This window comes from Thermoflexus sp. (genome assembly GCF_042408815.1).
Lineage (GTDB): Bacteria > Chloroflexota > Anaerolineae > Thermoflexales > Thermoflexaceae > Thermoflexus.
Window position 1 is genome coordinate 1 of record NZ_JBHOQR010000034.1, and the last position, 21299, is coordinate 21299.

Consider the following 21299-nt stretch of genomic DNA (forward strand, 5'->3'; position numbering starts at 1 on the left):
GGGGATCTGCAGCTCGATGGTGCCCACGCGCGTGTCCCAGTGCCGCGGGCGGTACCCGTTCCGGTACGTGGTGCGCGACGGGGTGCGCTCGTAGCGCTGGGCGCCGATGAGTTCGCTGACCTCGACCTCCATCAGCTGCTGGGCGAGCCAGCGCAGGCCCTCCCGCAGGGCATCGAACCCGGGGTCATCCGGGTACTTCCGCAGGAGCTCGAGGAGTGCCATCCTGGAATCGGCGGTCACCGGTAAGCTTCCTCCCTTCGTCGAGGTTGGTCTAACCCGAAGGGAAGCTGCCGGTGGCCCCTTTTGTCAAGGCCTGGCCCTAGGGCCCAGGGGAATTTACACCACTACCCGGGACTCTAACCCTCCATGGCGTGGGGGGCGACCGGCCAGGGCACATTCCGGATTATGACGAAGCCCTCTGAGTCCGGCGAGGCAACCTGCCTTTGAGGATCCGGGAAGCACCATGAGAGGGGCGAGGAGGGTGCCGCCCCACCCTTGCTCCCTAGGCCGGACCGCCAGGATTTTCGATCCGCCCCGTGCGCCCAAAGGCGCCGTCCTTGTGATTCCCTTCTCCCGAAATTGTGAGCAAAAGCACAACTACGACGGCAACATTCCAGTTATCCTGTTAATTGGATGAGCGAAGGGGGAGGGGGGATGCAGCGACCCACCCGGCGGGAGATCTATCGTCTCCATGCGGAGATCTGCGCGGGCCTAGCCGATCCCACTCGGATCCTGATCCTATATGAGCTGGCCGAGGGCCCGCAGACGGGCACAGCCCTGGCCCGGATCCTGGGCCTACCCCAATCCACGGTTGCTCGCCATCTCCGGATCCTGGCCTTGAGGGGCCTAGTGGTCGCTGCCCGCCGAGGGGGCATCGTGGAATACACCCTGGCGGATCGACGGGTGATCCAAGCCTTGGACCTGATGCGGGCCGTCCTAATGGAGCGTTTCCATCTCTATCCGCACGCTGTGGACTGAAGGAGGCCTCGATGGCTCTGGAGCAGATCGCGGCCGCCCCCGGGGCGGAGTCCGCACAGTTCCCACAGAACCGTCTCTCCCTGGTGGTCTTCAGCGGCGACATGGACCGCCTGATGGCGGCCTTCATCATCGCCACCGGTGCCGCTGCCTCCGGAATGGACGTCACGATGTTCTTTACCTTCTGGGGCCTGCAGGCCGTCAAGAAGCCCACTCCCACCGGACGCAGCCTGTTCGGGCGCATGCTCGGCGCCCTCCTCCGGGACATCCGGGGGGTTGGCCCCAGCAAGATGAACTTCGGCGGCCTGGGTCGATGGATGTTCGAGAAGATGATGAAGGCCCACAACGTGACCCCGCTACCCGAGCTGCGCCGCCTCGCGGCCGAGCTGGGCGTGCGCATGCTCGCCTGCCAGATGAGCATGGAGGTCATGGAGATCCGCCGAGAGGACCTCATCGAGGAGGTCCAGGACGTGGTGGGCGTGGCCGCCTTCCTGGAGGAAGCCGCCCGCTCGAAGATCACGCTGTTCATCTGAGGGAATGCCTCATCCTTGATCCACCGTGGAGGTGTCCGATGGAGCTTAAACCGGACCTCACCTTGGACTTGAGGGGGCTGTTGTGCCCCATGCCGGTGGTCCGGATCAACCAGGCCATCCAGAACGTGCCCGTCGGCGGCGTCATTGAGGCCTATGCCACCGATCCCGGGGTTATGGCCGACATCCCGGCATGGTGTCGGAGCACCGGCCACGAGCTGGTGAAGATCGAGAAACAGGACAAAGTGATCCGCTTCGTGGTGCGGAGGCGGAAATGAGCGCGCCGGTACTGTGGGAGCGGATTGTCCTTGTCGCTGCCGCTCTGGGAGGGATCGGCCTGGGCTGGCGGCTGTGGAAGCTGTGGGCCCACCCTCCCCGGCCGGATCGAGCACCCCGGCGCAGCGCCGCGTGGCGCGGCATCCTCTACGCCTTCACTGGGGGCATGATGCCGTGGGCGAAGGAGAGCACCCGCCGCCACCTCGTTCTCTACGCGCGGGGCGTGCTCTTCCACATCGGCGTCGCCGTCGCCTTCGCCTCCCTGGTCATCCTCCCATGGCGCTACACCCTTCCGCCGGTGCTGGCCCCGGCCGGCCTGTTGCTTCTCCTGATGGGCGCCCTGAGCGGGCTGATCGGGGTTCTGACGCGCCTCTTCGATGAGCGTCTGCGGGCCCTGAGCTATCCAGACGACTATGCAGCGGTGGCCCTGGTGACCTTGTGGCAGGCAGCGGGGGCCGCGTCCTGGGCGAGCTCGGAGGTGCTTCCCCTTTTTTACGGGCTCTCCGCTTTGACTCTCTTGGCCATCCCGCTCACTAAGATCCGACATTGTTTGTATTTCTTCTTCTCCCGCTTCTTCTTCGGACGGTTCTATGGACGGCGGGGGGTGCTGAGCTGACGGCAGGAGGATCCCGATGAGCGAGCTTGTGCAGCAGGCGATGGCCGCTTTTGAGAAATCCCTGGATCGGCAGCTGATCGCAGCTCTGGAGGCTTGCGCGCGGTGCGGGATTTGCGCGGAGTCGTGTCACGTGTTCGCCGCCGAGCCGGACCCCCGCCACGCCCCCGTCGCCAAGGCGGAAGCGGTCCGCCGGTTCTACCGGCGGCGCCATGACCCCATCGGACGTCTCCTCCCCGCATGGGTGGGGGCTCAAAATCTCGTCGAGACGGATCTGGACGAGCTGGCAGAGATCGCTTTCGGCTCTTGCACTCTCTGCCGCCGCTGCACGATGAACTGCCCGATGGGGGTGGACACCGCCCTGATCATGCGAGCGGCTCGGGCGATGCTGACCGCTGTGGGCAAGGCCCCTGAGATGCTGGTTCAGCTGGCCGACGCAGCCATCGCCCGGGGGCAGGACCTCGATCTCCTCCGGACGCTCTATGCCGACTCCATCCGGGAGCTAGAACGGGAGCTCCGGGAGCAGACGGGAGATCCTGCCGCCTGCATCCCGGTCGAGCGGGAGGGAGCGGAGATCCTCTACGTGGCCCTCTCCGGCGCCCACACGATCCTGCCCGCGGCCATCCTCTTCCATGCCGTGGGGGCGGATTGGACCCTGAGCATGTTCGAGGCAGCCAATTACGGCTACTTCCTGGCTGACCTGCAGCGGGCGAAAGCCATCGCCCGACGGATCATCGACGAGGCGCGGCGCCTGAAAACAAGGGAGATCGTCGTGGCGGAGTGTGGGCATGCCTACGCGGTCCTGCGCTGGGAAGCCCCCAACTGGTTCGAGGACTTCCCCTTCCGGGTGCGCAGCATTATCGAGGTCGTCGCAGAGTGGATTGAGCAAGGCCGGCTGCCTGTGGACCCCGCGGCAAACCCGGAACCGGTCACCTATCACGATTCCTGTAACCTGGGCCGCAATGGGGGTCTCCTTGAGGAGCCGCGCCGGATCCTGCGGGCGGTGGTCCAGGACTTCCGGGAGATGACTCCCAATCGGGCGGAGAACTTCTGCTGCGGCGGGGGGGCGGGCCTGGTGGCTGTCCCCGAATGGTATGAGCGGCGCATGCGGGCCGGGCGTCGCAAGGTCGAACAGATCCGGGCCACCGGGGCCCGCATCGTCGTCGCTTCGTGCGACAATTGCCGTCTACAGCTCAGCGACCTGAACGATTACTACCAGCTCGGCGTCCGGGTCAGCGGGCTGCTGGACCTCGTGGTGAACGCCGTTCTGTCCGCGCGCCGGGTTTCAATGGAAGCCAGGAAACCTGTGTTCTGAAGCGGGGGCTCCAAGGGCCAGCGCCCCACCAGGCGGGGAGATCCACTGGGGCAGATGGGATATGGAGAACCGAAGAAGGGGCGCAGGCGCAAGCGGAGCAGGGCCAGCGCTGTCCACGGTGCCTATTCGCTAGGAAGGGATGGGGCGCTGTTCGATTGGGGGGCGACTTCTGGGTCGCCCCCCCAATCGGTGAGGGGTTAGCGATCCCCGCGCGGGGCAGGGGACTGGGGCGGCTGCGGGCCGCGCCCCAGGCGTGCCTCGAGGATCTCCATCAGGGTCGGACGGCCGATCTCCTGGATCTCGTAGCGCACCCGCACCACGGGATGGCGCACCCGGAGGATTCGGGTGAGGTCCACCGGGGTGGCCGTCAGCACTAGATCGCAGAGGGCCCGGTTGATGGTCTCCTCGAGCTCGCGGATCTGTTCCGCTCCATAGCCCATTGCCGGGAGCACCGGGCCGGTCTGAGGATAGCGCCGATAGGTTTCCTGGAGGCTTCCTACGGCGTAGGGTCGCGGATCCACGATTTCCGCGGCCCCGAAGCGCCGGGCGGCGACCACCCCGGCCCCATACGCCATCTCCCCATGCGTGAGGGTTGGGCCATCTTCCACGACCAGAACCCTCCGGCCGCGGATGGCGTTCGGATCTTCCACGAAGATGGGCATGGCAGCCTCTATCAACACGGCCCGGGGATTGACCTGGAGGACGTTCTCTCGGACCTGAAGGATCGCCTCGGGGGCGGCAGTGTCGATCTTATTGATCACCACCACATCAGCCATGCGCAGGTTGGCCTCGCCGGGATGATAGCGCAGTTCGTGGCCTGGCCGATGGGGATCGACAACCACGATGTGAAGGTCGGAGACGAAGAAGGGAAAGTCGTTGTTCCCCCCGTCCCAGAGGATGAGGTCCCCTTCCTCCTCCGCCGCCTGCAGGATCCGCTGGTAATCCACTCCGGCGTAGACGGTGAAGCCGTTGGCCAGATGGGGCTCGTATTCCTCCCGCTCCTCGATGGTACATTCATAGCGATCGAGATCCTCAAACGAAGCGAACCGCTGCACGACCTGTTTGCGCAGATCGCCGTAGGGCATCGGATGGCGGACGATCACCGGGCGCCAGCCGAGCTCTCGCAGGAGGCGGGCCACCCGACGGGTGGTGGGGCTCTTGCCGCTGCCGGTGCGCACCGCGCCGATGGAGACCACCGGCCGGCGGGATTTCAGCTGGGTGGCGCGGGGGCCCATCAGCCAGAAATCGGCTCCCGCGGCGTGGGCGATGCTGGCCCGGTGCATCACATATTCATGGCTCACGTCGCTGTAGGCGAATACTACCCGGTCCACCTGAAAGCGGTGGATCAGCTCGGGGAGCTCCTCCTCGGGGTAGATCGGGATGCCATCCGGGTAAAGGGGGCCGGCCAGCTCAGAGGGATACCGGCGTCCCTCGATGTTTGGGATCTGGGCAGCCGTGAAGGCCACCACCTCGTAAGCAGGGTTGTCCCGGAAGAAGATGTTGAAGTTGTGGAAATCTCGCCCTGCGGCGCCCATGATGATCACCCGGATACGCTCCGCCATAATGTGTGTTCCTCCGTAGAAAGGTTTACCGCGCTTCACGGTCTATGTCCTTCCGATCTGGCTCCGGGTTTTCAAAGATCTGACAGACAGGGGGTGGAGGGAGAGGGTGGGGAGTGCTCCCCCCACAGTCCCCCGGCAGGGGCAAAAGCCCCCTGCACTCCGAGTCGCTGCGCCCCGGGCTGCTCAGGCCAGGGCAGCGAGCAGCACGCTGAGCAGATAGAGCCCGATCAGCGGGATCATCACAATAGACATGTTCACCGGGTCCACGGTGGGCGTGATGGCGGCGGCCAGGATGGCGATCGCCAGCACGGCGATCCGCCACGCCCGCAGCAATTGACGGGCGGTAATCAGCCGGGCCTTCGCCAGGGCGAAGAAAGCCAGGGGCATCTCGAAGCTGAGGCCCAGCCAGAACATGAGGGAGACCACGAAATTGAGATACGTGGAAGGCCGGGGCTGGGTTCGGATGCCGGCGAAGGTGGTGAGGAAGGGGATGGCGACCGGCATCATCACAAAGTAGGTGAAGGCGGCTCCTCCGAGGAAAAGCAGGGTGGCCAACGGCACCAGCAGAAGGACGATCCGGCGCTCATGGGGAAGCAGCCCGACGTAAATGAATGCCAGGATCTGATACGCGATATAGGGGAAGGCCAGGGCGAACCCCACGAGCAGGGATACCCGCATGTAGGCGGCAATGCTTTCGGTCACGTCGACGGAGACCAGGCCGGCGCGCCCCCCGACCGGGGCGGCCAGGAAGTCGATGGCCCGATCGGCCACCAGCAATCCGATCCCTGTTCCCACCCCCAGGGCAATCAGGCTGCGGAGCAGCCGCTGGCGTAGCTCCTCCAGATGCTCCAGCAGCGGACGGGGCTGGTCCTGAGCGCGCGTCTTACCGGTCTTCTGGACGATCGGTCGGCGAGGGATTCGCATCTGCACTCCCGCTCAAAGATGGGAGTTGATAGGTGGCGGCCTCTGGAGGAGGGGGGATTTCCAATGGATCGGAGACCGATCGTTCTATCTCCCGGCTGATTTCCCGGACTTCAGCTTCCCATTCCCGCCGCATTTCTTCGTAGAGGAGTTGAGCCTGGCGGATCCATCGGCCCAGCTGATAGGCCATGCGAGGCAGATCCCGCGGCCCCAGCAGGATGAAGGCCAGCAGGAAGATGAACGCCACTTCCATCGGGCCAATGCCAAACAGGCTATCCATGGTCAGGGATCCTCCCTCTTTCCCCTTCTCGTGTCCTGGAGAAGGGGATTGGGACCGACGATCATGAGGTCGGGCCTTCTGGTTTGCCTTCCATTTCTTCCGCGATGCTGCCGAGCACCCCATTGACAAAGCGGGGGGTGCTATCGGAGCCGAAGAGCTTCCCCAGCTCAACGGCTTCATTAATGGCGATGGCCGGGCTGGTGCGGCGGGCGATGACGAACTCGAAAATCGCCATGCGGAGGATGTTGCGGTCAATGATGGCCATCTGGGCCACCGGCCATGCCGGCGCGTAGCGCTGGATCAGGCGGTCGATTTCCCCCCGATGGGCCAGGACCCCGGTGACCAGCTCCTGAACGAAGGCCTGGGCCTCGGCCGGGAGCGGCTCCGCCTGAAATCGGGCGGACAGGACCTCGCCGGGCGGGTGGCCGGCGGCATCGATCTCATACAGTGCCTGCAATGCCACCATGCGGGCTCGCCGCATCAGGGGGATCCCTTCCCGCGCCCGGCGGCTCTCCTCAGGCTCGTCCGCTCGATCCGGAGGCCGGCGACGGGCCACGCTCCTCCACCTCCACATCGGCGATCAGGACGTTCACGGCCGCCACCTCCAGGCCGGTCAGATCGCGGATCGCGCGGGCGACCTCCTCTTGGACCTGTCGGGCGACCTCCCGGAAGGGGACATCGGGGCGCATGACCAGGGCCACGTCGATGCGCACCCGATCCGCCACCATCGTCACGCGCACTCCCCCGGAAAGCGACCAGGGTCCCACCCGCGCCTGCGCGAGACGAGCAACCCCCGGGATCTGCGCGAGCGTTTGATGGACGATGTCCCGCAGGACCTGGGGGGCTACGATAATGCGCCCCGGGATCGTTTCCTGGATGTCCTCGGACATCATGGGTGCTTGGACCTCCCTTCAGGGCCACGAGGGGATCCTGTGCCCCTACATGCAGGTCATCCCCCCATCGACCGTAAGGACATGGCCCGTGATGAAGGCGGCCTCATCGGAGGCCAGGAACGCCACAGCGTAGGCCACATCCTCCGGGGTCCCCAGCCGTCCCAGCGGGGTCATCCGCAGGGCGGCCTCCTTGAATTCCTGGGGTAACGGCTCGGTGAGATCCGTCGGGATGAGGCCGGGGGCCACGGCGTTGACCGTGATATTCCGGGAGCCCACTTCCTTAGCTAGGGATTTGGTGAAGCCGATTAGGCCGGCCTTGGCGGCTGCGTAATTGGTCTGGCCGGCATTGCCCACCAGGCCGGCGATCGAAGTGATATTGATGATCCGCCCGTAGCGTTGCCGCATCATCGGCCGCAGGGCGGCCTTCGTGCAGTTGAAGGCGCTCTTCAAGTTAGTGGCCAGGATGAAGTCCCAGTCCTCCTCCTTCATCATCGCCAGCAGGTTATCCCGGGTGGCCCCTGCGTTGTTGACCAAGATGTCCACCCGCCCGAACGCCTCTAAGGCGGCACGGATCAACCGCTCGGCCTCCTCGTAGCGGCTGACATCGGCCTGCACGGCGATGCTCTCCCTGCCGGCGGATCGGATGGCCTCCACCACCTCCCGGGCGGCCGCCTCGTTCTGACGATAGTTCACCACGACCCGGGCCCCCCGTCGGGCCAGTTCCAGAGCGATCGCCCGCCCCAGCCCCCGCGAGGCTCCGGTGACTACGGCCACGCGGCCTTCCAGGTTCCCCATCGATGCGCCTCCATGATCCCGGTTTGATGAGCTGGAAACGCTCTCTGTAGCGGGATTCACCTCTGAGGATTTTACATCAACCGGGCGCAAGGATTCAGCCTCGGGGATTCCCCGTTCCCATGGACAAGGGACAGGACCTCCGCCGTTTCCCCGGAACCTGTCCGTCTGTCCGGGTCGAGTCGGAGGATTTTGCGTCGGAACTCTTTCTGGGGTAATCGTCAGAAGGCGAGGCGGTGGAGATTCTCCCCGGGACGCTTTTCTCCCTTCCTGTCCCGAGCCTGTCGCCCGTCATAGCCATCTATGGAAGGAGAGCGAGGGAGCTGGGCCCATGATCGCGCTGGCCTGGAGCGGTGGAAAAGACAGCATGATGGCGCTGCACACATTGCGGCAACGGGGGGAGGGGGTGGCGATATTGCTGGTCACCCTGAACGAGGCTTTCGATCGGGTGACGATGCACGGCGTGCGCCGCTCCCTGATCCACGTCCAGGCCGCGGCCCTGGGCCTTCCGGTTTATGAGGTCTGGCTCCCGCATCCTTGCCCGAATGAGGTCTACGAGCAGCGGATGGCGGAGGCCACCCGGCGCCTGATGCAGCAGGGGATCCGCCGGTTTGCCTTCGGGGATCTGTTCCTGGAGGAGATCCGGGCCTATCGGCTGCGCCATCTGCTCCCCCTGGGGGTGGACGTGCTGTTCCCCCTTTGGGGCGAGCCCACCCGGGATCTGGTTCAGCGGTTTATCGCCCTGGGCTTTCGAGCGGTGACGGTGTGCATCGATGGGAACCGCCTGGGCCCAGGGTTTCTGGGGCGAACCCTCGATCTCGCCTTCCTGGCCGATCTACCCGCGGATGTGGATCCAGCGGGGGAGAACGGGGAGTTCCACACCTTTGTGTATGATGGGCCAGGGTTTCGCTCTCCCGTCCCTTTCGCGCCGGGAGAGGTGGTCTTTCGGGATGGCTTCTGGTTCCTGGATCTGATCTCTATTCCGGCGTAGGTCCAGTGCCCATGCGCATCCTGGTCAGCGGCTGGTTCCTGCAACATCCCGCGACGGGCACCGGCCAGTATGTCGGAGAGCTCCTCCGGCATCTCCCCCGGGTGCGGCCAGGCTGGACGATCGGCGTGGCCCTTCCGGAGGGCTGGGCGGGCCCGTTGCCGGAGGGCGTGGAGCCGGTCCGGGTCCGGCTGCCCCGGCTTCCGCCGGATTTTCAGAAACTTTGGTTTGAGCAGATCGGCCTGCCGGGCGCGGCCGCCCGTTGGCGGGCGGATCGGCTGTTCGTTCCTTACTGGGCGCCGCCGCTTCGTGCTCCGGCGCCGGTGGTCGTCACCGTGCACGATATCATCCCCCTCCGATTTCCGGAGTATCGGGCGACCATGGCCGCCCGGCTGTATACTGCCCTGGTGACGGCGGCCACGCCGGGCGCCGCGCATCTCCTCACGGATTCCGAAGCCTCCCGACAGGATCTCCTTCAACGTCTACGGCTGCCGCCCGAGCGAGTCACTGCCGTCCCCCTGGGCGTGTCCGAGCGGTTCACCCCGCGTCCAGATCCGGTGGAGGATGCGCGGGTGCGGAACCGATACGATTTGCCCCCGGCGTATGTGCTCTACCTGGGGGGCTTCGATCGACGGAAGAACATTGAGACACTCCTCGCGGTTTACACCTGGGCCCAGGAGGCCATCGGGGAGAACTTCCCTCTGGTCATCGCCGGGCGCTTGCCGGAGGGTTCGAGCCGTCTGTTCGTGGATCCCCGACCGCTGGCCCGGGCATGGGGGCTGGAGCATGTGGTGCGAACCATTGGGCCGGTGGCGGAGGAGGACAAGCCGGCGCTCTATCGGGGAGCCTCCGCCTTCCTGTATCCTTCCCGATATGAGGGATTCGGCCTCCCCGTGCTGGAGGCCATGGCCTGCGGGGTCCCTGTGGTCGCCTCAGAGATCCCGGCGCTGATGGAGCTGGCGGGGGATGCCGCTTATCTGATCTCCCCGGAGGATGCCCGGGGGATGGCGGGGGCACTGATCGCCGTGCTGGTGGATACAGCCCTGGGGCAGACGTTGCGCGAACGGGGGATCCGACGCGCGGCGGCCTTTACGTGGATCGCCTGCGCGCAGCGCACGGCGGAGGTGATCGAGGAGAGCACTCCTTAGGGGACGGGAAGGAGGATGGCCGATGGATCGAGTGCGGGTTTCCCAGGATTACCTGGTGTTCTGCGCCGGGCACTTTATGATCCTCCCCCATGGGAGCGAGCCGCTCCACGGTCATAATTATCGGGTGGCGGTGTCCCTGGAGGGCCCGCTGCAGGATGACATGGTGATGGATTTCGTGGCCCTGAAGCGCCTGGTGAAGGGATTGGTGGACGAGCTGGATCACCGGGTGCTGCTCCCGGCGGAGCATCCTCGCCTTCATCTGACGATGCGGGAGGATTATGTGGAGGCAGCGATCGATTCCAAACGATATCTCTTCCCCATGGAGGATGTGCGGATCCTGCCGATCCCCAACACATCGGCTGAGTGGCTGGCCCGTTATCTGGCCGCTCAGCTGCGGGCGCGTCTCCCATCGAACCTGCATCTGCATGCCCTGGAGGTCGAAGTGGAAGAGTCCTTTGGCCAGTGCGCGGTTTACCGGGAGGTGATCGATGCCGCCGTTGCGACGCCTTAAGCACCGGGTGGGCATTGCGCTGGGGAGCAACCTGGGGGATCGGGATGCCGCGCTGCGGGAGGCCCTTCAGCGCCTCCTGGAGTGGGTGGAGGTCGAAGCCGTCTCCTCGTTTTATGAGACAGAGCCGGTGGGCTATGTGGATCAGCCCATGTTCCTGAACGCCGTTTGCATCGGCACGACGGATCTTTCCCCGCATCAGCTCCTGGCGGCATGCAAGGGCATCGAGGCGGCCATGGGGCGACGCCCCGGCCCCCGCTGGGGGCCCCGCCCGATCGATCTGGATCTGCTCTTCTACGATGATCTATGCCTGGAGGACGAAATCCTTACTCTTCCCCATCCCCGGATGGCGGAGCGGGCCTTCGTCCTGATCCCCCTGGCGGAGATCGCGCCGGAGTGGGTGCATCCCCGGCTGGGGCGGACGGCGGCGGCGCTGGCGGCGGAGCAGCCCGCCCCGGGGATCCGGCGCTGGGCCCGGGCGCCGATGCGGGCCGGCCCCGGCTTCTTATACTGGGGAAGGGAGACCTTGGTGATGGGCATTCTGAACATCACGCCGGATTCCTTCTCCGGGGATGGCCTGTTGAAAGGTCCGGACTGGGTGGAGGCCTCCCTGGATCAGGCCCGGCGTTTCAAGGCCGCCGGCGCGCATCTGCTGGATGTGGGGGGCGAGAGCACCCGGCCGGGTTCGGAGCCGGTATCGGCGGAGGAGGAAATGCGCCGCGTGCTCCCGGTCATCGAGCGGTTGGCGGCGGAAGGCTTGGGCCCCATCTCCGTAGACACGTACAAGGCCTGTGTGGCGCGGGCGGCTGTCGCGGCCGGCGCGGATCTGATCAACGATGTGTGGGCGATGAGGGCAGATCCCGAGATGGCGGATGCGGCCGCCGAGCTGGGCGTTCCCATTATTCTGATGGACAACCGGAGCCGGCGGGAGGCTGTGGTGCGGGATCCTCGCCTGGGCGCCCGCTATGAGGGGGAGGGGCATGGGGATATCGTGGCCGCTGTGCGCGCCCACCTGATGGAGCGGGTGGAGGCCGCCCGCGCGGCGGGGATCCCCGCTTATCGCATCATCCTGGACCCGGGGCTGGGGTTCGGCAAGACGGTCGCTCAGAACCTGGAGCTGGTGGATCGGCTAGGGGAGCTGCGGGAGCTGGGCTTTCCGATCCTGGTGGGACCCTCTCGCAAATCGTTCATCGGCTACACGCTGAATCTGCCGCCAGAGGAGCGCCTGGAGGGGACAGCGGCGGTGGTGGCTGTCAGCATCGTGCGCGGGGCAGACATCGTTCGCGTCCACGACGTGGAGCCCATCATCCGCGTCGCCCGTATGACCGATGCCATTGTCCGTCGGGGGCCTCCCTGGCTTTAAACCGAGATCTTCCCCCTACTTAATATGCACGTGGACGAGGATCCGCCCGAAGCGGAGCTCGTCACCGTCCTGAAGCGCATACGGCAGGCCGGAGACCAGACGTTTGTTGTTGAGATAGGTTCCGTTCGTGCTCCCCAGGTCTTCGATGTAGAAGTAGCCGTCGTGATAAAAGATCCGCGCGTGGCGGCGGGAGACCCCCTGGCTTCGGGCCCTCCCGTGAAAGATCCACATCCGGGGTCAGGCCCAGGCTGAGGTCTGAGCGTCCGATCTCGCCGATCTGAGGAGAGCGCACTTCGATGACACGCCCGGTGGAAGCCATTCGAAGGCGCAGCAGCGCAGCGGGTGCCGCAGGAGGAGGCTCCTCCAGCCCGGTTTCTCCCTCCGCGAGGGGAGCCGTATGCCAGCGCTCCGCCTCCGGGACATGGGGTTCGCTGGAAGATTCCCATTCCGATGAGCTACGCTCGGGCATGATCTCGCGCTCGCTCAGAGATCGGGTCGCGGTTTTCCTTTACGGGAGTTTGGAGGCCGGCACGGCCCCTATTATACGCAGGTTGGGCGTAGAAGCGATGGGCCGGAGGCCATTCTGGAGGATGATGCCGCTCCTGGTTCTCGGGCTGCTGGCCTGTCGGCCTATACGGACCGTCTATATCGGCCTGGTGGCCCCTTTTGAGGGGCGGGATCGACCTATCGGTTACGATGTGATCTTTGGGGCTCGCCTGGCGGTGCGGATGTGGAACGCTGCGCATCCCGCAGGCCCCCTGGCTATGCTGGTTGCCCTGGATGATCAGGGGGATCCGATCCTGGCGCAGGAGCGAGCCCGCCAGATCGTGACCTATCCCGGGTTGATTGCCGTGATCGGCCACTTCCGACCGGAGACGACGCGGGCGGCGGCGCCGGTTTACCAGGCGGCCGGGATCGCTCTCATCGCGCCCCTTCTTCCGGCGGACCGGGTGCCAGAGGGTGCGCGGGCGAGCGCTCCGGATCAGCGAACGATTGCGGAGGCGTTGCTTCAGGTCCTTCCGCCGGAGGGCGGACAGATCCTCTGGATCGTTCGCGACGACGAGGAACAATGGTTTGGTCCGGAGCTGGCGGCATTTTTCCGCGAACAGGGGTGGGCGGTGCGGGAAGCCCGCTGGGAGGAAGCTTTCCCTCGGGGAGAAGAGCCGGTTCTTTTCGATGGCCGGGCGATCCACGCGGGGGAAGCCGTACGGCGCTGGCGACAGGAGGGCTGGCGGGGTCTGTTGCTGGGAGGACCCGGTTTGCTGCATCCGGATCTGCGGGCGGTGCTGCCGGCGGATCCCGAGATCCGCGTGGTGACGGAGACCCGGCCGGTGGAGGATCCGGAGTGGGTCGATGCCTATCGCGAGCTCTCCCTAGGAAGGCCTCCCGGGCCGTATGCCCCCCTGGGCTATGATCTCGTCGGAGTGTTGCTCCAGGGGCACGAGTCCTCAGCTCGGCGCTGGGTTGGGCGAATCGGGATCTGGGAGCTCCATGCGGGGCAACTGCGGAAGACACCGGCCTTCTGGGTGCTCATGCCCTGATCACCGCCTGCGAAATACGCTGGTCTATCTCCAGGGTTCCATCCTTTCCCCGATCTCCGAAGCCCAGAAGGACGCAGGGCTATTTCGCCGCTTGAAGCGGTTAATTTCCCATGAGCCCGTATCCACCGCCGCCAACTGGAAATGAACCGCCCCACGGATGGAAGAGCGTCTGAACTTCCCAACAGGGCCCACAGCCGGGGGTGGATGCCTAGCGCACCCACCCCGGCTTTACCTGCTCTTGGAGGGGCTTGAAGTTCGTGGACGCATGCCCGGGACCGTGGCGGTCTGGGCGAATAGAGGGGGTTCGGAGAGCTTGACCTGACCTTGTCACCCTGGGGCTTGTGCCCGCGCGGAGGATGCGCCGGCGTGTTATCCCTTGCGCCGCGCCTTCTTCGCCGGCTTCTCCTCCGGCAGGGAAGCGCGGGTTTCGGTGTCATAGGCTAGGAGATCATTGGCATCGATGATGAGATACTCCACGCCGTTCACCTTCACCTCGTTCCCCGAATACTTGGGGAACAGCACCCGATCGCCGACGCGAACCTTAATGGATTCGTCGTCGCCAACGGCGACCACGACACCGATCTGAGGCTTCTCCTTGGCCGTTTCGGGGATGATCAGGCCGCTGGGGGTTCGGCTCTCCTGCTCCACCGGGCGGATGACTACGCGGCTGCCCAACGGCTGCCATGGGAAACGCTCGTCCGCCATGGGTTCTCCTCCTCCTCATTATTATTTTTGGGCTGCGCCATCGCCAGAGGCGATACCATTCCTACAAAACCTGTTACTTCTTCTTCAGCCCCAGCAAGGCATCGATCTGGGGCCGGTTGAAACCGATCACGATTTTACCACCGATGTCGAGCACCGGCACGCCCATCTGTCCGGTGCGGCGCATGAGGTCCCGTGCTGCCGCAGCGTCTCGGCTGACGTCGACTTCTTTAAAGGGGACGCCTCGCTGCCGAAGGTATTCCTTAGCCGCACGGCACCATGGACAGTTGGGCGTGGTGAAGATGATCACCCGGGGCCATCGCGCGGTTCCGGTCATCGGTTCCCCTCCGAACGGATGTTGGGATCTGCTTCGCGGTTCTCCGCCTGAAGGCTTTTTCACCATCCATCTCGCCTGGGTCACCCTCGCCCTTGATCCACCCGCGGATTCTTGAGGGGTGGGAACTGCCGAGGGCAGCCGGCCCCACCCTAATTTTTTAGATGCAATCGGGCTGTCTCAGTGACAGGAACCCGCCGCAGCAGGATACCAGGCGAAGCGCATCCATCTTCCGGGATTTTGACGCTCTCTCCGGCCGAATATAAACTATGGGATGGATGGTTTCCCGGGGGAGTCTGCGGGCAAGCAGGCTGAGAGGGCGCCTTCTGGAAGAGGCCGGCTGACTGTTCCCACGGTGTGCTCCTCTTCCACGCCCGGCGCCGACCCTTTGAACCTGATCCGGGTCATACCGGCGGAGGGAAGGGGGACATGGACAGCCCTCGCTTGTCGTGGCCCCAGGGGCTTCTATTCTGGATATCCCCGTTTCTTCCGCCGTTTGAGGACTCCCCGATGGATGCGGAAAAGCCGGCCGGATGTTTTTTGTTCCGATGGGGCTTTGAAAAGGCCCCCGGCGGCCTACCCTCCGGCGAAATGCGGTGCTCCTCAGAGTGGGGGCTGATGGAGTTGGGGAAGAAGGCGGTGAAGGCACCCGCATAATCCTCAAGGAGAGTCCGATGGGCGAGTCGGAGATCGTCCTGATTGTGGCGGGGGGTGAAGTCGATCGAGAGGCGTTGCGCCATGCGGCTTCCCGGGCGCGATGGATCCTGGCGGCGGATGGCGGCGCCGCGCATCTTCGGGCCATTGGGGTGATGCCCCATCGGGTGATCGGAGACCTGGATTCGATAGATTCGGAGACGTTCGCCTGGCTGGAACAGATCGGAGCGCCGATCGAGCGCCATCCAGTGGATAAGGACGCCACGGATCTGGAGCTGGCCCTGGAATACGCCCGGCAGCTCAGGGGAGCGATCCGGGTGTTCGGCGGGTGGGGTTCGCGGCTGGATCAGACCATCGCCTCCCTGTTGCTGCTGGCCCATCCCCGCTGGGCCGGTTGGGACATCCGCTTCGTGGGTGGGGGGCGGGAGGCCTTCGTCCTCCGGGGTGAGGGATGGATTGAAGGCCAGCCCGGCGATCGGGTCTCCCTGATCCCGCTGACCGGCGACGCGGAGGGCGTCACGCTGGAAGGCCTGTTCTACCCGTTGCAGGAGGGGGTTCTGCCCTTCGGATCCACCTTGGGGATCAGCAATCGTATGATCGCCCCGCGGGCCCGTGTCCGGGTTCGCCGGGGTCTCCTGTTGGTGATCCATGAACGCGGGGAGCTGGATTGACCTGGGGGATGCAGGAGGGAACCGATGGGGAAGGCCCAGGCGTTCTACACGGCTTGTTTTGATCTGATCACACGCTGCCGGATGCATCCTTTCGTGCAGGGGATCGCCTCGGGGGATCTGCCGCGCGAGCGCTTCGTGTTCTATGTGGAGCAGGACGCCTTCTTCCTGGAGGCTTTTGCCCGGGCGTATGCCCTCGGCCTGGCGAAGGCTCCGGATCGGGAGACGATGGACGCCTTCCGGGAGCTCCTTCAGGGCGTCTTCGAGGAGCTTCGACTCCATAAGGGCTACGCGGCGCGCTGGGGAGCGAACCTGCACCCGGAGCCCGCGCCGGTCACCCAGGCCTACACGGATTTCCTGCTGCGGGTGGCGGCCCTGGAGCCGGTGGGGCATCTGGTGGCGGCGATGACGCCTTGCATGCGCCTATATGCGGATCTGGGGACATTCCTCCGACCGCAGGCCAATCCCGTCAGTCCCTATCGGGAGTGGGTGGAGACGTATTCCAGCGCGGATTTCGAAGCGCTGGCCCGCCAGCTGGAGATGCTGCTGGACCGGCTGCCCGGGGATGAGAAGGCCCAGCATACCCTCTATCGGGCTGCCCTGCGGTTCGAGCTTATGTTTTTCGAGGCGGCCTGGCGCGCTGGTGATTACCAACCCTTCGTTTTCGAGCCTTGAAACACCCGCTGCCCCCATTGGTTGAGCAGGGCGCGGAATGAAGCCCGGTGCCTGGAAATCGATTCTCTCGCTCGAGGAGGCGTAGAGATGGGATACCGATATCGATGGCTCTGGGGATGGGTTCTGGCGGCCCTGATAGGGGCCTGCACCACGCCAACGCCGACTGCCGCCCCGGCGACGGCGACGCCGGTCCCCATAGCTTCCCCAGTTCCCGCGACAGCGATCGCCACCCCCTTGGGCCCGCGGGAGCTAACGCTCATGACCCATGACAGCTTCAGCGTTAGCGAGGAGGTCCTGCGCGAATTCGAGCAGCGTTACAACGTCCGTGTGCAGATCCTCAAGGCTGGCGATGCCGGGGCTGCCCTCAACAAAGCGATCCTGGCCAAGGGGGCGCCGCTGGCGGATGTCTTCTTCGGCGTGGACAACACCTTCTTCAGCCGGGCGATCCGGGAGGATCTGTTCGAGCCTTACCGGCCCCAGGGCATTGAGGAGATCCCGCGGGAGTTCTTCCTGGATCCCGAGTATCGGTTGATCCCCATCGACTATGGGGACGTCTGTTTGAATTACGACAAGCAATACTTCCGGGAGAAGAATCTGAAGCCGCCGGAGACCCTGGAGGATCTCATCCGGCCGGAATACCGCGGGCTGCTGGTGGTGGAGAACCCGGCCACATCCTCCCCCGGCCTGGCGTTCATGCTGGCCACCATCGCTCATTTTGGGGAGGAGCGCTGGCTGGACTTCTGGCGGGCGTTGAAGGCGAACGATGTGAAGATCACCGAGGGCTGGGAGGACGCATACTACAAGGAATTCAGCGGTGCCACGGGAAGCCCGGGGACGCGCCCCATTGTGGTGAGCTACGCCACCAGTCCAGCGGCGGAGGTGTATTTCAGCGAGGGAAAGCTCACGGAGCCGCCCACGGGGAACGTGTTGGGGAAGGACGCCTGCTTCCGCCAGATCGAGTTCGCCGGCATCCTGAAGGGGGCGAAGAACCGGGATCTGGCGGAGCGATGGATGGATTACATGATCAGCCTGCGCTTTCAGGAGGACATCCCGCTCCAGATGTTCGTCTTCCCGGTTCACCCGAAGGCCCGGCTTCCCGAGTTCTTTCAGAAATTCGCCGAGGTCCCGCCAGAGCCGGCTCGTCTGGACCCCGCTCGGATTGATGCGAACCGGGAGCGGTGGATCCAGGAGTGGACGGATGTGATGTTGCGGTGAGGAACACGTTCGGTGCCTCCGCGATTTGATCCCTCCCGAGCTTGGAGTACCGATGGGATCCTAAAGCCGTCCGGCTCATCCCGGGACGGTTTGTGGCGATTTGCGCGACTCGACATCTTCCATCTACCATAGCGGTAGCGATGCCCTCCGGGCGTCCCTTCGGCTTGCGCCTTCCCTTTTTCAACTCGCTTTCGTTGGGAAGCCCGTCCGCCCTCAGAGCCCACCGGGTGAGGAGCGCGGGCATCTTTTCGAAAACCCGATCTGGATCCCTCTTCCCCTTCCGCGCCGCGCGGCCGTGCGGGGGGAAGGGGTTCGAAGATCCTCCTCGGGAGCCGTGGGAGAAAGCCATGGGTGTGTCCGGATGGAATATCCGATGGAGAGCGCTGGCGCTGGGGATGGGGATCCTGGTTCTGGGCTCCGGCTCGTTGTCTCCCGCGGATGTGGAAAATGCCCTCTGGGATCGGCGGAGTGAAGTTATCCCTCAGATCCCCGCTGGAGCACCCGAAGCCTCCCGCCCGGCAGCGGCGGTTCCGACAAGCCAGGGGGGACCGTACCGGGTGTATCTCCCGCTGATCCTCCGTGCCCTGCGGTCAGAGTTCCGCGCCCTATGGGTCACCCGTTTCGACTGGACACGGGTGGATGGCACGTGGGCGAGGCCGGAAACCCTGGTGGCGATCGCCGAGCAGGCCGCCGTTGCCCATTTCAATGTACTTCTCTTTCAGGTTCGGGGCGTCGGGGACGCCTATTACACTCCGGGTTATGAGCCATGGGCCGCCCGCCTCACGGGCACCGTCACGCGCACATTGGGAACTTCCCCCGGGTTTGACCCGCTGCGAGTGCTGCTGGACGCCGCCCATGCCCGCGGTCTGCAGGTCCATGCCCACGTCAATGTCTACCCTACATGGCTTTGTGGCGTCGGCGCCCCGCCGGATGGCCTGAACCCCCCCCATCCGTTCTGGACCTTCTCCCGGACGAATGGACGGTCATGGAGCGCGTGGCGCGTTTATGATTCCTCAGGAGCGCCAATGAATATGATGACTTGCGATACGTATCTCTGGGCCACGCCCGCATGGCCTGGCGTGCGGGATCAGGTGGTGCGGGTGGTGCGGGATCTGGTGAGCCGCTATGATCTCGATGGTGTGCATCTGGACCTAATCCGCTATCCGGGCCGGGGTTATTCCTATGATCCGTTCACTCCTTCGTTCAGCAGTCCGGAGGAGCGGGCAGCGTGGCAGCGGGAACAGGTGAACGCCATGGTGCGCGACGTTTATGCGACCGTGAAGGGCGTTCGCCCCCAGGCGTGGGTGACGGCGGCCGTGTGGGGGGTTTATCAGAACCGGTGGGGGTGGCCGGGGTTCACCTCCGGATACTCGGATTACTATCAGGATTCCAAGCGGTGGCTGCGAGAGGGGTGGGTGGATGCGATCATGCCCATGATCTATCCGGCCAGCCCCTCGGCGAATTGTCCGGATACAACGGTGTGGACGCTGGATCGATTCCGCACCCTGGTGGCGGATTTCCTCGCTGACGCTTCGGGCCGGTATGTGTTCCCCGGGATCCATGGCGGTTACGCTTGCTTTCAGGACATCCGGGACCGCATAGAGGTGGCGCGGTCACTGGGAGCTCGTGGGATGGCGATCTTCGCTTATGGCCCGGTGAGCATGAGGGGATACTGGGATGAGTTCGCGATTCAGGCCTATCCCACGCCGGCCCCTGTCCCTCCTTTGCCATAGCGGGCGGCCAGGACGGCGAGGACGAAGCGGGGGAGGGCGAGCATCCGGCGCCAGCGCCACGGCTGGCGGATCAGCCGATAAAGCCACTCGAGGCCGTGCTCCCGTATCCAGCGGGGGGCGCGGGGGACAATGCCGGCGATGAAATCGAAGGCCCCTCCCACCCCCATCGCCACCGGGATCCGCAGCTCCGGCTGGTAACGGGCGATCCAGAGATCCTGCTGGGGCGCCCCATACGCCACGAACAGAAGATCCGGTCGAGCCTCTCGAAGGCGCTCCAGGATCTCCGGGGCATCCTCCGGCCGGGGAGACCCGGCGAAGGTTCCGGCGACGATCAGGGACGGGTATCGGGCGCGGAGCCTCAGCGCTGCGCGATCGGCCACGCCATCGGCGGCCCCCAGCAGGAAGATCCGCCATCCCCGTTCCGCCGCCCGGGCTGCCAGCGCCTCCATGAGCTCCACCCCGGGCACCCGTTCCCGCAGCGGCTGCTTCAGGATCCGCCCGGCCCACAACAACCCGATGCCATCCGGGACGTTCAGGTCGGCCTGCTCCAGCACCTGGAAGAACGCTGGATTCCGGAGCGCGTGCATCACGAACTCCGGGTTCACGGTGCAGATCTGATGGGCGCCTCCTCCTGCGAGGAAAGCGTCCACGATGTCGAGGGCTTCCCTGAACGTGACGTCGTGGATGCGAACTCCCAGGATGCGTCGGATGGGCGTCTGGATCATGGGCGGTCGCCGGAAGCGAGAAAGTCCATCTTCACCCGCCATGGGGCCGTATAGACATTGGCCCGGTCCTCCTGCAGGAATCCCACCACGGTCATCCCGGTGGCCTGGGCGAGCTCGAGAGTGAGGCTGGAAGGAGCCCCCAGGGCGGCCAGGATGGGGATGCCCGCCCGCAGGGCTTTCTGGGCGATCTCGAAGCCGGCCCGTCCACTCACCAGCATCAGCGACCGACTCAAGGGCAGGCACCCCTCCCGAAGCGCGGCGCCGATGGCTTTATCCACGGCGTTGTGGCGGCCGACATCTTCCCGAAGCCAGAGCAATCGGCCCTCCGCGTCGAAGATCGCCGCCGCATGCAGCCCCCCGGTTCGGCGGAAGAGAGCCTGGGCCTCCCGGAGCCGCCGGGGGAGGTCGCAGAGGAGCCCGATGGGAATCACCGGCTCCTCTTCCGGCAGCGGCGGATACCCCTGAACGAAGATCGCTTCGATAGCCGCTTTCCCGCATACCCCGCAGCTGCTGGTCATGTAGAAATGCCGGGTCAGCCGTTCCCGATCGATGCGCACCGTCTCCGGAAGGATCACCCGTATTTCGTTCGGGGAGGGGCGTTCCAGCGACAGGCCTTGGGCGATGACGCTGGGCTCGGGGATCAGAGCTTCCGTGTAGAGGAACCCCAAGGCCAGGTCTTCATCATGCCCGGGGGTCCGCATCGTAACGGAGATTGGGAAGATCTCCATCGATACCTCGCCTCGGAGCGCCACCTGGATCTCCAGGGGCTCCTCCACGATCACCACATCCCTGCGGATCTCAGAGCGCTCCTGCCGCCAGCCGGTTACCGGCCATCCCTTTAGCGCGCCATCCCGGATCATCGGGATTTCCCTCCCCCATTCCCTGGAC

General features: G+C 65.2%; 26 protein-coding genes and 1 riboswitch. Of the genes, 14 read left to right on the forward strand and 12 right to left on the reverse strand.

Annotated features, from left to right (window positions below):
* A partial coding sequence (locus tag ACFMO3_RS11170; RefSeq protein ID WP_376790487.1) for a transposase occupies positions 1-240 on the reverse strand: 240 nt, incomplete at its 3' end.
* A 414-nt stretch (positions 241-654) separates the two neighbouring features.
* On the opposite strand from ACFMO3_RS11170, the gene ACFMO3_RS11175 reads away from it, so the two are divergent.
* From ACFMO3_RS11175 to ACFMO3_RS11195, 5 genes are read left to right on the forward strand one after another with little or no spacing between them, the layout of a single operon-like run.
* Complete coding sequence (locus tag ACFMO3_RS11175) at positions 655-978, forward strand: ArsR/SmtB family transcription factor (RefSeq protein WP_376790488.1); 324 nt, start codon at positions 655-657, stop codon at positions 976-978.
* 11 nt (positions 979-989) lie between these two features.
* Positions 990-1508 (forward strand): DsrE/DsrF/DrsH-like family protein, encoded by a 519-nt coding sequence (locus ACFMO3_RS11180; RefSeq protein WP_376790489.1) that lies wholly within the window; start codon positions 990-992, stop codon positions 1506-1508.
* A 38-nt stretch (positions 1509-1546) separates the two neighbouring features.
* Positions 1547-1783 carry a sulfurtransferase TusA family protein gene (locus tag ACFMO3_RS11185; RefSeq protein WP_376790490.1) on the forward strand — a complete coding sequence of 79 codons (237 nt, stop codon included), beginning with the start codon at positions 1547-1549 and terminating at the stop codon, positions 1781-1783.
* Complete coding sequence (locus ACFMO3_RS11190; RefSeq protein ID WP_376790491.1) at positions 1780-2397, forward strand: hypothetical protein; 618 nt, start codon at positions 1780-1782, stop codon at positions 2395-2397. The genes ACFMO3_RS11185 and ACFMO3_RS11190 overlap by 4 nt, the downstream gene beginning before the upstream one ends.
* A gap of 16 nt (positions 2398-2413) precedes the next feature.
* The gene (locus ACFMO3_RS11195; RefSeq protein ID WP_376790492.1) at positions 2414-3709 is read left to right on the forward strand and encodes a (Fe-S)-binding protein; all 1296 of its coding nucleotides are present in this window, start codon (positions 2414-2416) and stop codon (positions 3707-3709) included.
* 197 nt (positions 3710-3906) lie between these two features.
* Here ACFMO3_RS11195 and ACFMO3_RS11200 read toward each other — a convergent pair whose 3' ends face one another.
* The 6 genes from ACFMO3_RS11200 to fabG form a co-directional block, all read right to left on the reverse strand.
* Positions 3907-5271, reverse strand: a complete 1365-nt coding sequence (locus ACFMO3_RS11200) for a cyclic 2,3-diphosphoglycerate synthase (protein ID WP_376790493.1) — start codon at positions 5269-5271, stop codon at positions 3907-3909.
* A 183-nt stretch (positions 5272-5454) separates the two neighbouring features.
* Positions 5455-6195: a twin-arginine translocase subunit TatC gene (tatC, locus tag ACFMO3_RS11205; RefSeq protein WP_376790494.1), complete on the reverse strand. Its 741-nt coding sequence runs from the start codon at positions 6193-6195 to the stop codon at positions 5455-5457.
* Positions 6155-6472, reverse strand: a complete 318-nt coding sequence (locus ACFMO3_RS11210; protein ID WP_376790495.1) for a twin-arginine translocase TatA/TatE family subunit — start codon at positions 6470-6472, stop codon at positions 6155-6157. Before ACFMO3_RS11210 ends, tatC begins: the two co-directional genes overlap by 41 nt.
* Positions 6473-6533: 61 nt before the next feature.
* A complete protein-coding gene (nusB, locus tag ACFMO3_RS11215; protein WP_376790496.1) occupies positions 6534-7028 on the reverse strand; it encodes a transcription antitermination factor NusB in 495 nt (164 codons plus the stop codon).
* A complete protein-coding gene (locus ACFMO3_RS11220; RefSeq protein ID WP_376790497.1) occupies positions 6988-7365 on the reverse strand; it encodes an Asp23/Gls24 family envelope stress response protein in 378 nt (125 codons plus the stop codon). Before ACFMO3_RS11220 ends, nusB begins: the two co-directional genes overlap by 41 nt.
* A gap of 45 nt (positions 7366-7410) precedes the next feature.
* Complete coding sequence (gene fabG, locus ACFMO3_RS11225) at positions 7411-8160, reverse strand: 3-oxoacyl-[acyl-carrier-protein] reductase (RefSeq protein ID WP_376790498.1); 750 nt, start codon at positions 8158-8160, stop codon at positions 7411-7413.
* A 328-nt stretch (positions 8161-8488) separates the two neighbouring features.
* Here fabG and ACFMO3_RS11230 point away from each other — a divergent pair, with 328 nt between their 5' ends.
* Genes ACFMO3_RS11230 through folP form a run of 4 tightly spaced genes read left to right on the forward strand, consistent with a single transcriptional unit; the run spans position 8489 to position 12164 of the window.
* A complete protein-coding gene (locus ACFMO3_RS11230) occupies positions 8489-9148 on the forward strand; it encodes an ATP-binding protein (RefSeq protein WP_376790499.1) in 660 nt (219 codons plus the stop codon).
* 11 nt (positions 9149-9159) lie between these two features.
* The gene (locus tag ACFMO3_RS11235; protein WP_376790500.1) at positions 9160-10293 is read left to right on the forward strand and encodes a glycosyltransferase family 4 protein; all 1134 of its coding nucleotides are present in this window, start codon (positions 9160-9162) and stop codon (positions 10291-10293) included.
* A gap of 22 nt (positions 10294-10315) precedes the next feature.
* The gene (locus ACFMO3_RS11240) at positions 10316-10804 is read left to right on the forward strand and encodes a 6-pyruvoyl tetrahydropterin synthase family protein (RefSeq protein ID WP_376790501.1); all 489 of its coding nucleotides are present in this window, start codon (positions 10316-10318) and stop codon (positions 10802-10804) included.
* Positions 10782-12164 carry a dihydropteroate synthase gene (gene folP, locus ACFMO3_RS11245; RefSeq protein WP_376790502.1) on the forward strand — a complete coding sequence of 461 codons (1383 nt, stop codon included), beginning with the start codon at positions 10782-10784 and terminating at the stop codon, positions 12162-12164. The genes ACFMO3_RS11240 and folP overlap by 23 nt, the downstream gene beginning before the upstream one ends.
* A 15-nt stretch (positions 12165-12179) precedes the next feature.
* Here the strand turns inward: folP and ACFMO3_RS11250 are convergent, their stop codons facing one another.
* Positions 12180-12395, reverse strand: a complete 216-nt coding sequence (locus ACFMO3_RS11250; protein ID WP_376790503.1) for an FHA domain-containing protein — start codon at positions 12393-12395, stop codon at positions 12180-12182.
* Between the two features lie 359 nt (positions 12396-12754).
* On the opposite strand from ACFMO3_RS11250, the gene ACFMO3_RS11255 reads away from it, so the two are divergent.
* Positions 12755-13705: an ABC transporter substrate-binding protein gene (locus tag ACFMO3_RS11255; protein ID WP_376790504.1), complete on the forward strand. Its 951-nt coding sequence runs from the start codon at positions 12755-12757 to the stop codon at positions 13703-13705.
* Between the two features lie 369 nt (positions 13706-14074).
* Here the strand turns inward: ACFMO3_RS11255 and groES are convergent, their stop codons facing one another.
* Complete coding sequence (groES, locus tag ACFMO3_RS11260; protein ID WP_376790505.1) at positions 14075-14410, reverse strand: co-chaperone GroES; 336 nt, start codon at positions 14408-14410, stop codon at positions 14075-14077.
* 73 nt (positions 14411-14483) lie between these two features.
* Positions 14484-14744 (reverse strand): glutaredoxin family protein, encoded by a 261-nt coding sequence (locus ACFMO3_RS11265; RefSeq protein WP_376790506.1) that lies wholly within the window; start codon positions 14742-14744, stop codon positions 14484-14486.
* Positions 14745-15019: 275 nt separating this feature from the next.
* Positions 15020-15180, forward strand: a riboswitch (TPP riboswitch).
* A gap of 235 nt (positions 15181-15415) precedes the next feature.
* Between ACFMO3_RS11265 and ACFMO3_RS11270 the strand changes: the two genes are divergently transcribed.
* The 4 genes from ACFMO3_RS11270 (at position 15416) to ACFMO3_RS11285 (ending at position 19686) form a co-directional block, all read left to right on the forward strand.
* On the forward strand, positions 15416-16066 hold the full coding sequence (locus ACFMO3_RS11270; protein ID WP_376790507.1) for a thiamine diphosphokinase: 651 nt from the start codon (positions 15416-15418) through the stop codon (positions 16064-16066).
* A 24-nt stretch (positions 16067-16090) separates the two neighbouring features.
* Complete coding sequence (locus ACFMO3_RS11275) at positions 16091-16738, forward strand: TenA family protein (protein WP_376790508.1); 648 nt, start codon at positions 16091-16093, stop codon at positions 16736-16738.
* A gap of 87 nt (positions 16739-16825) precedes the next feature.
* Positions 16826-17953: a thiamine ABC transporter substrate binding subunit gene (locus ACFMO3_RS11280; protein WP_376790509.1), complete on the forward strand. Its 1128-nt coding sequence runs from the start codon at positions 16826-16828 to the stop codon at positions 17951-17953.
* A gap of 347 nt (positions 17954-18300) precedes the next feature.
* Positions 18301-19686, forward strand: coding sequence for a glycoside hydrolase family 10 protein (locus ACFMO3_RS11285; protein ID WP_376790510.1), 1386 nt, complete (start codon positions 18301-18303; stop codon positions 19684-19686).
* Here ACFMO3_RS11285 and ACFMO3_RS11290 read toward each other — a convergent pair.
* Together ACFMO3_RS11290 and fdhD are read right to left on the reverse strand one after the other, a co-directional pair.
* On the reverse strand, positions 19650-20411 hold the full coding sequence (locus tag ACFMO3_RS11290) for a WecB/TagA/CpsF family glycosyltransferase (protein WP_376790511.1): 762 nt from the start codon (positions 20409-20411) through the stop codon (positions 19650-19652). The genes ACFMO3_RS11285 and ACFMO3_RS11290 overlap by 37 nt on opposite strands.
* Complete coding sequence (gene fdhD / locus ACFMO3_RS11295; protein ID WP_376790512.1) at positions 20408-21271, reverse strand: formate dehydrogenase accessory sulfurtransferase FdhD; 864 nt, start codon at positions 21269-21271, stop codon at positions 20408-20410. Before fdhD ends, ACFMO3_RS11290 begins: the two co-directional genes overlap by 4 nt.
* Positions 21272-21299 lie beyond the last annotated feature (28 nt).

Coding starts and splice junctions, on each gene's coding strand:
- ACFMO3_RS11175 (WP_376790488.1), top strand. CDS start 655: ATGCAGCGACCCACCCGGCGGGAGATCTATCGTCTCCATGCGGAGATC.
- ACFMO3_RS11180 (WP_376790489.1), top strand. CDS start 990: ATGGCTCTGGAGCAGATCGCGGCCGCCCCCGGGGCGGAGTCCGCACAG.
- ACFMO3_RS11185 (WP_376790490.1), top strand. CDS start 1,547: ATGGAGCTTAAACCGGACCTCACCTTGGACTTGAGGGGGCTGTTGTGC.
- ACFMO3_RS11190 (WP_376790491.1), top strand. CDS start 1,780: ATGAGCGCGCCGGTACTGTGGGAGCGGATTGTCCTTGTCGCTGCCGCT.
- ACFMO3_RS11195 (WP_376790492.1), top strand. CDS start 2,414: ATGAGCGAGCTTGTGCAGCAGGCGATGGCCGCTTTTGAGAAATCCCTG.
- ACFMO3_RS11200 (WP_376790493.1), bottom strand. CDS start 5,271: ATGGCGGAGCGTATCCGGGTGATCATCATGGGCGCCGCAGGGCGAGAT.
- tatC (WP_376790494.1), bottom strand. CDS start 6,195: ATGCGAATCCCTCGCCGACCGATCGTCCAGAAGACCGGTAAGACGCGC.
- ACFMO3_RS11210 (WP_376790495.1), bottom strand. CDS start 6,472: ATGGATAGCCTGTTTGGCATTGGCCCGATGGAAGTGGCGTTCATCTTC.
- ACFMO3_RS11220 (WP_376790497.1), bottom strand. CDS start 7,365: ATGATGTCCGAGGACATCCAGGAAACGATCCCGGGGCGCATTATCGTA.
- fabG (WP_376790498.1), bottom strand. CDS start 8,160: ATGGGGAACCTGGAAGGCCGCGTGGCCGTAGTCACCGGAGCCTCGCGG.
- ACFMO3_RS11230 (WP_376790499.1), top strand. CDS start 8,489: ATGATCGCGCTGGCCTGGAGCGGTGGAAAAGACAGCATGATGGCGCTG.
- ACFMO3_RS11235 (WP_376790500.1), top strand. CDS start 9,160: ATGCGCATCCTGGTCAGCGGCTGGTTCCTGCAACATCCCGCGACGGGC.
- ACFMO3_RS11240 (WP_376790501.1), top strand. CDS start 10,316: ATGGATCGAGTGCGGGTTTCCCAGGATTACCTGGTGTTCTGCGCCGGG.
- folP (WP_376790502.1), top strand. CDS start 10,782: ATGCCGCCGTTGCGACGCCTTAAGCACCGGGTGGGCATTGCGCTGGGG.
- ACFMO3_RS11250 (WP_376790503.1), bottom strand. CDS start 12,395: ATGTGGATCTTTCACGGGAGGGCCCGAAGCCAGGGGGTCTCCCGCCGC.
- ACFMO3_RS11255 (WP_376790504.1), top strand. CDS start 12,755: ATGATGCCGCTCCTGGTTCTCGGGCTGCTGGCCTGTCGGCCTATACGG.
- groES (WP_376790505.1), bottom strand. CDS start 14,410: ATGGCGGACGAGCGTTTCCCATGGCAGCCGTTGGGCAGCCGCGTAGTC.
- ACFMO3_RS11265 (WP_376790506.1), bottom strand. CDS start 14,744: ATGACCGGAACCGCGCGATGGCCCCGGGTGATCATCTTCACCACGCCC.
- ACFMO3_RS11270 (WP_376790507.1), top strand. CDS start 15,416: ATGGGCGAGTCGGAGATCGTCCTGATTGTGGCGGGGGGTGAAGTCGAT.
- ACFMO3_RS11275 (WP_376790508.1), top strand. CDS start 16,091: ATGGGGAAGGCCCAGGCGTTCTACACGGCTTGTTTTGATCTGATCACA.
- ACFMO3_RS11280 (WP_376790509.1), top strand. CDS start 16,826: ATGGGATACCGATATCGATGGCTCTGGGGATGGGTTCTGGCGGCCCTG.
- ACFMO3_RS11285 (WP_376790510.1), top strand. CDS start 18,301: ATGGGTGTGTCCGGATGGAATATCCGATGGAGAGCGCTGGCGCTGGGG.
- ACFMO3_RS11290 (WP_376790511.1), bottom strand. CDS start 20,411: ATGATCCAGACGCCCATCCGACGCATCCTGGGAGTTCGCATCCACGAC.
- fdhD (WP_376790512.1), bottom strand. CDS start 21,271: ATGATCCGGGATGGCGCGCTAAAGGGATGGCCGGTAACCGGCTGGCGG.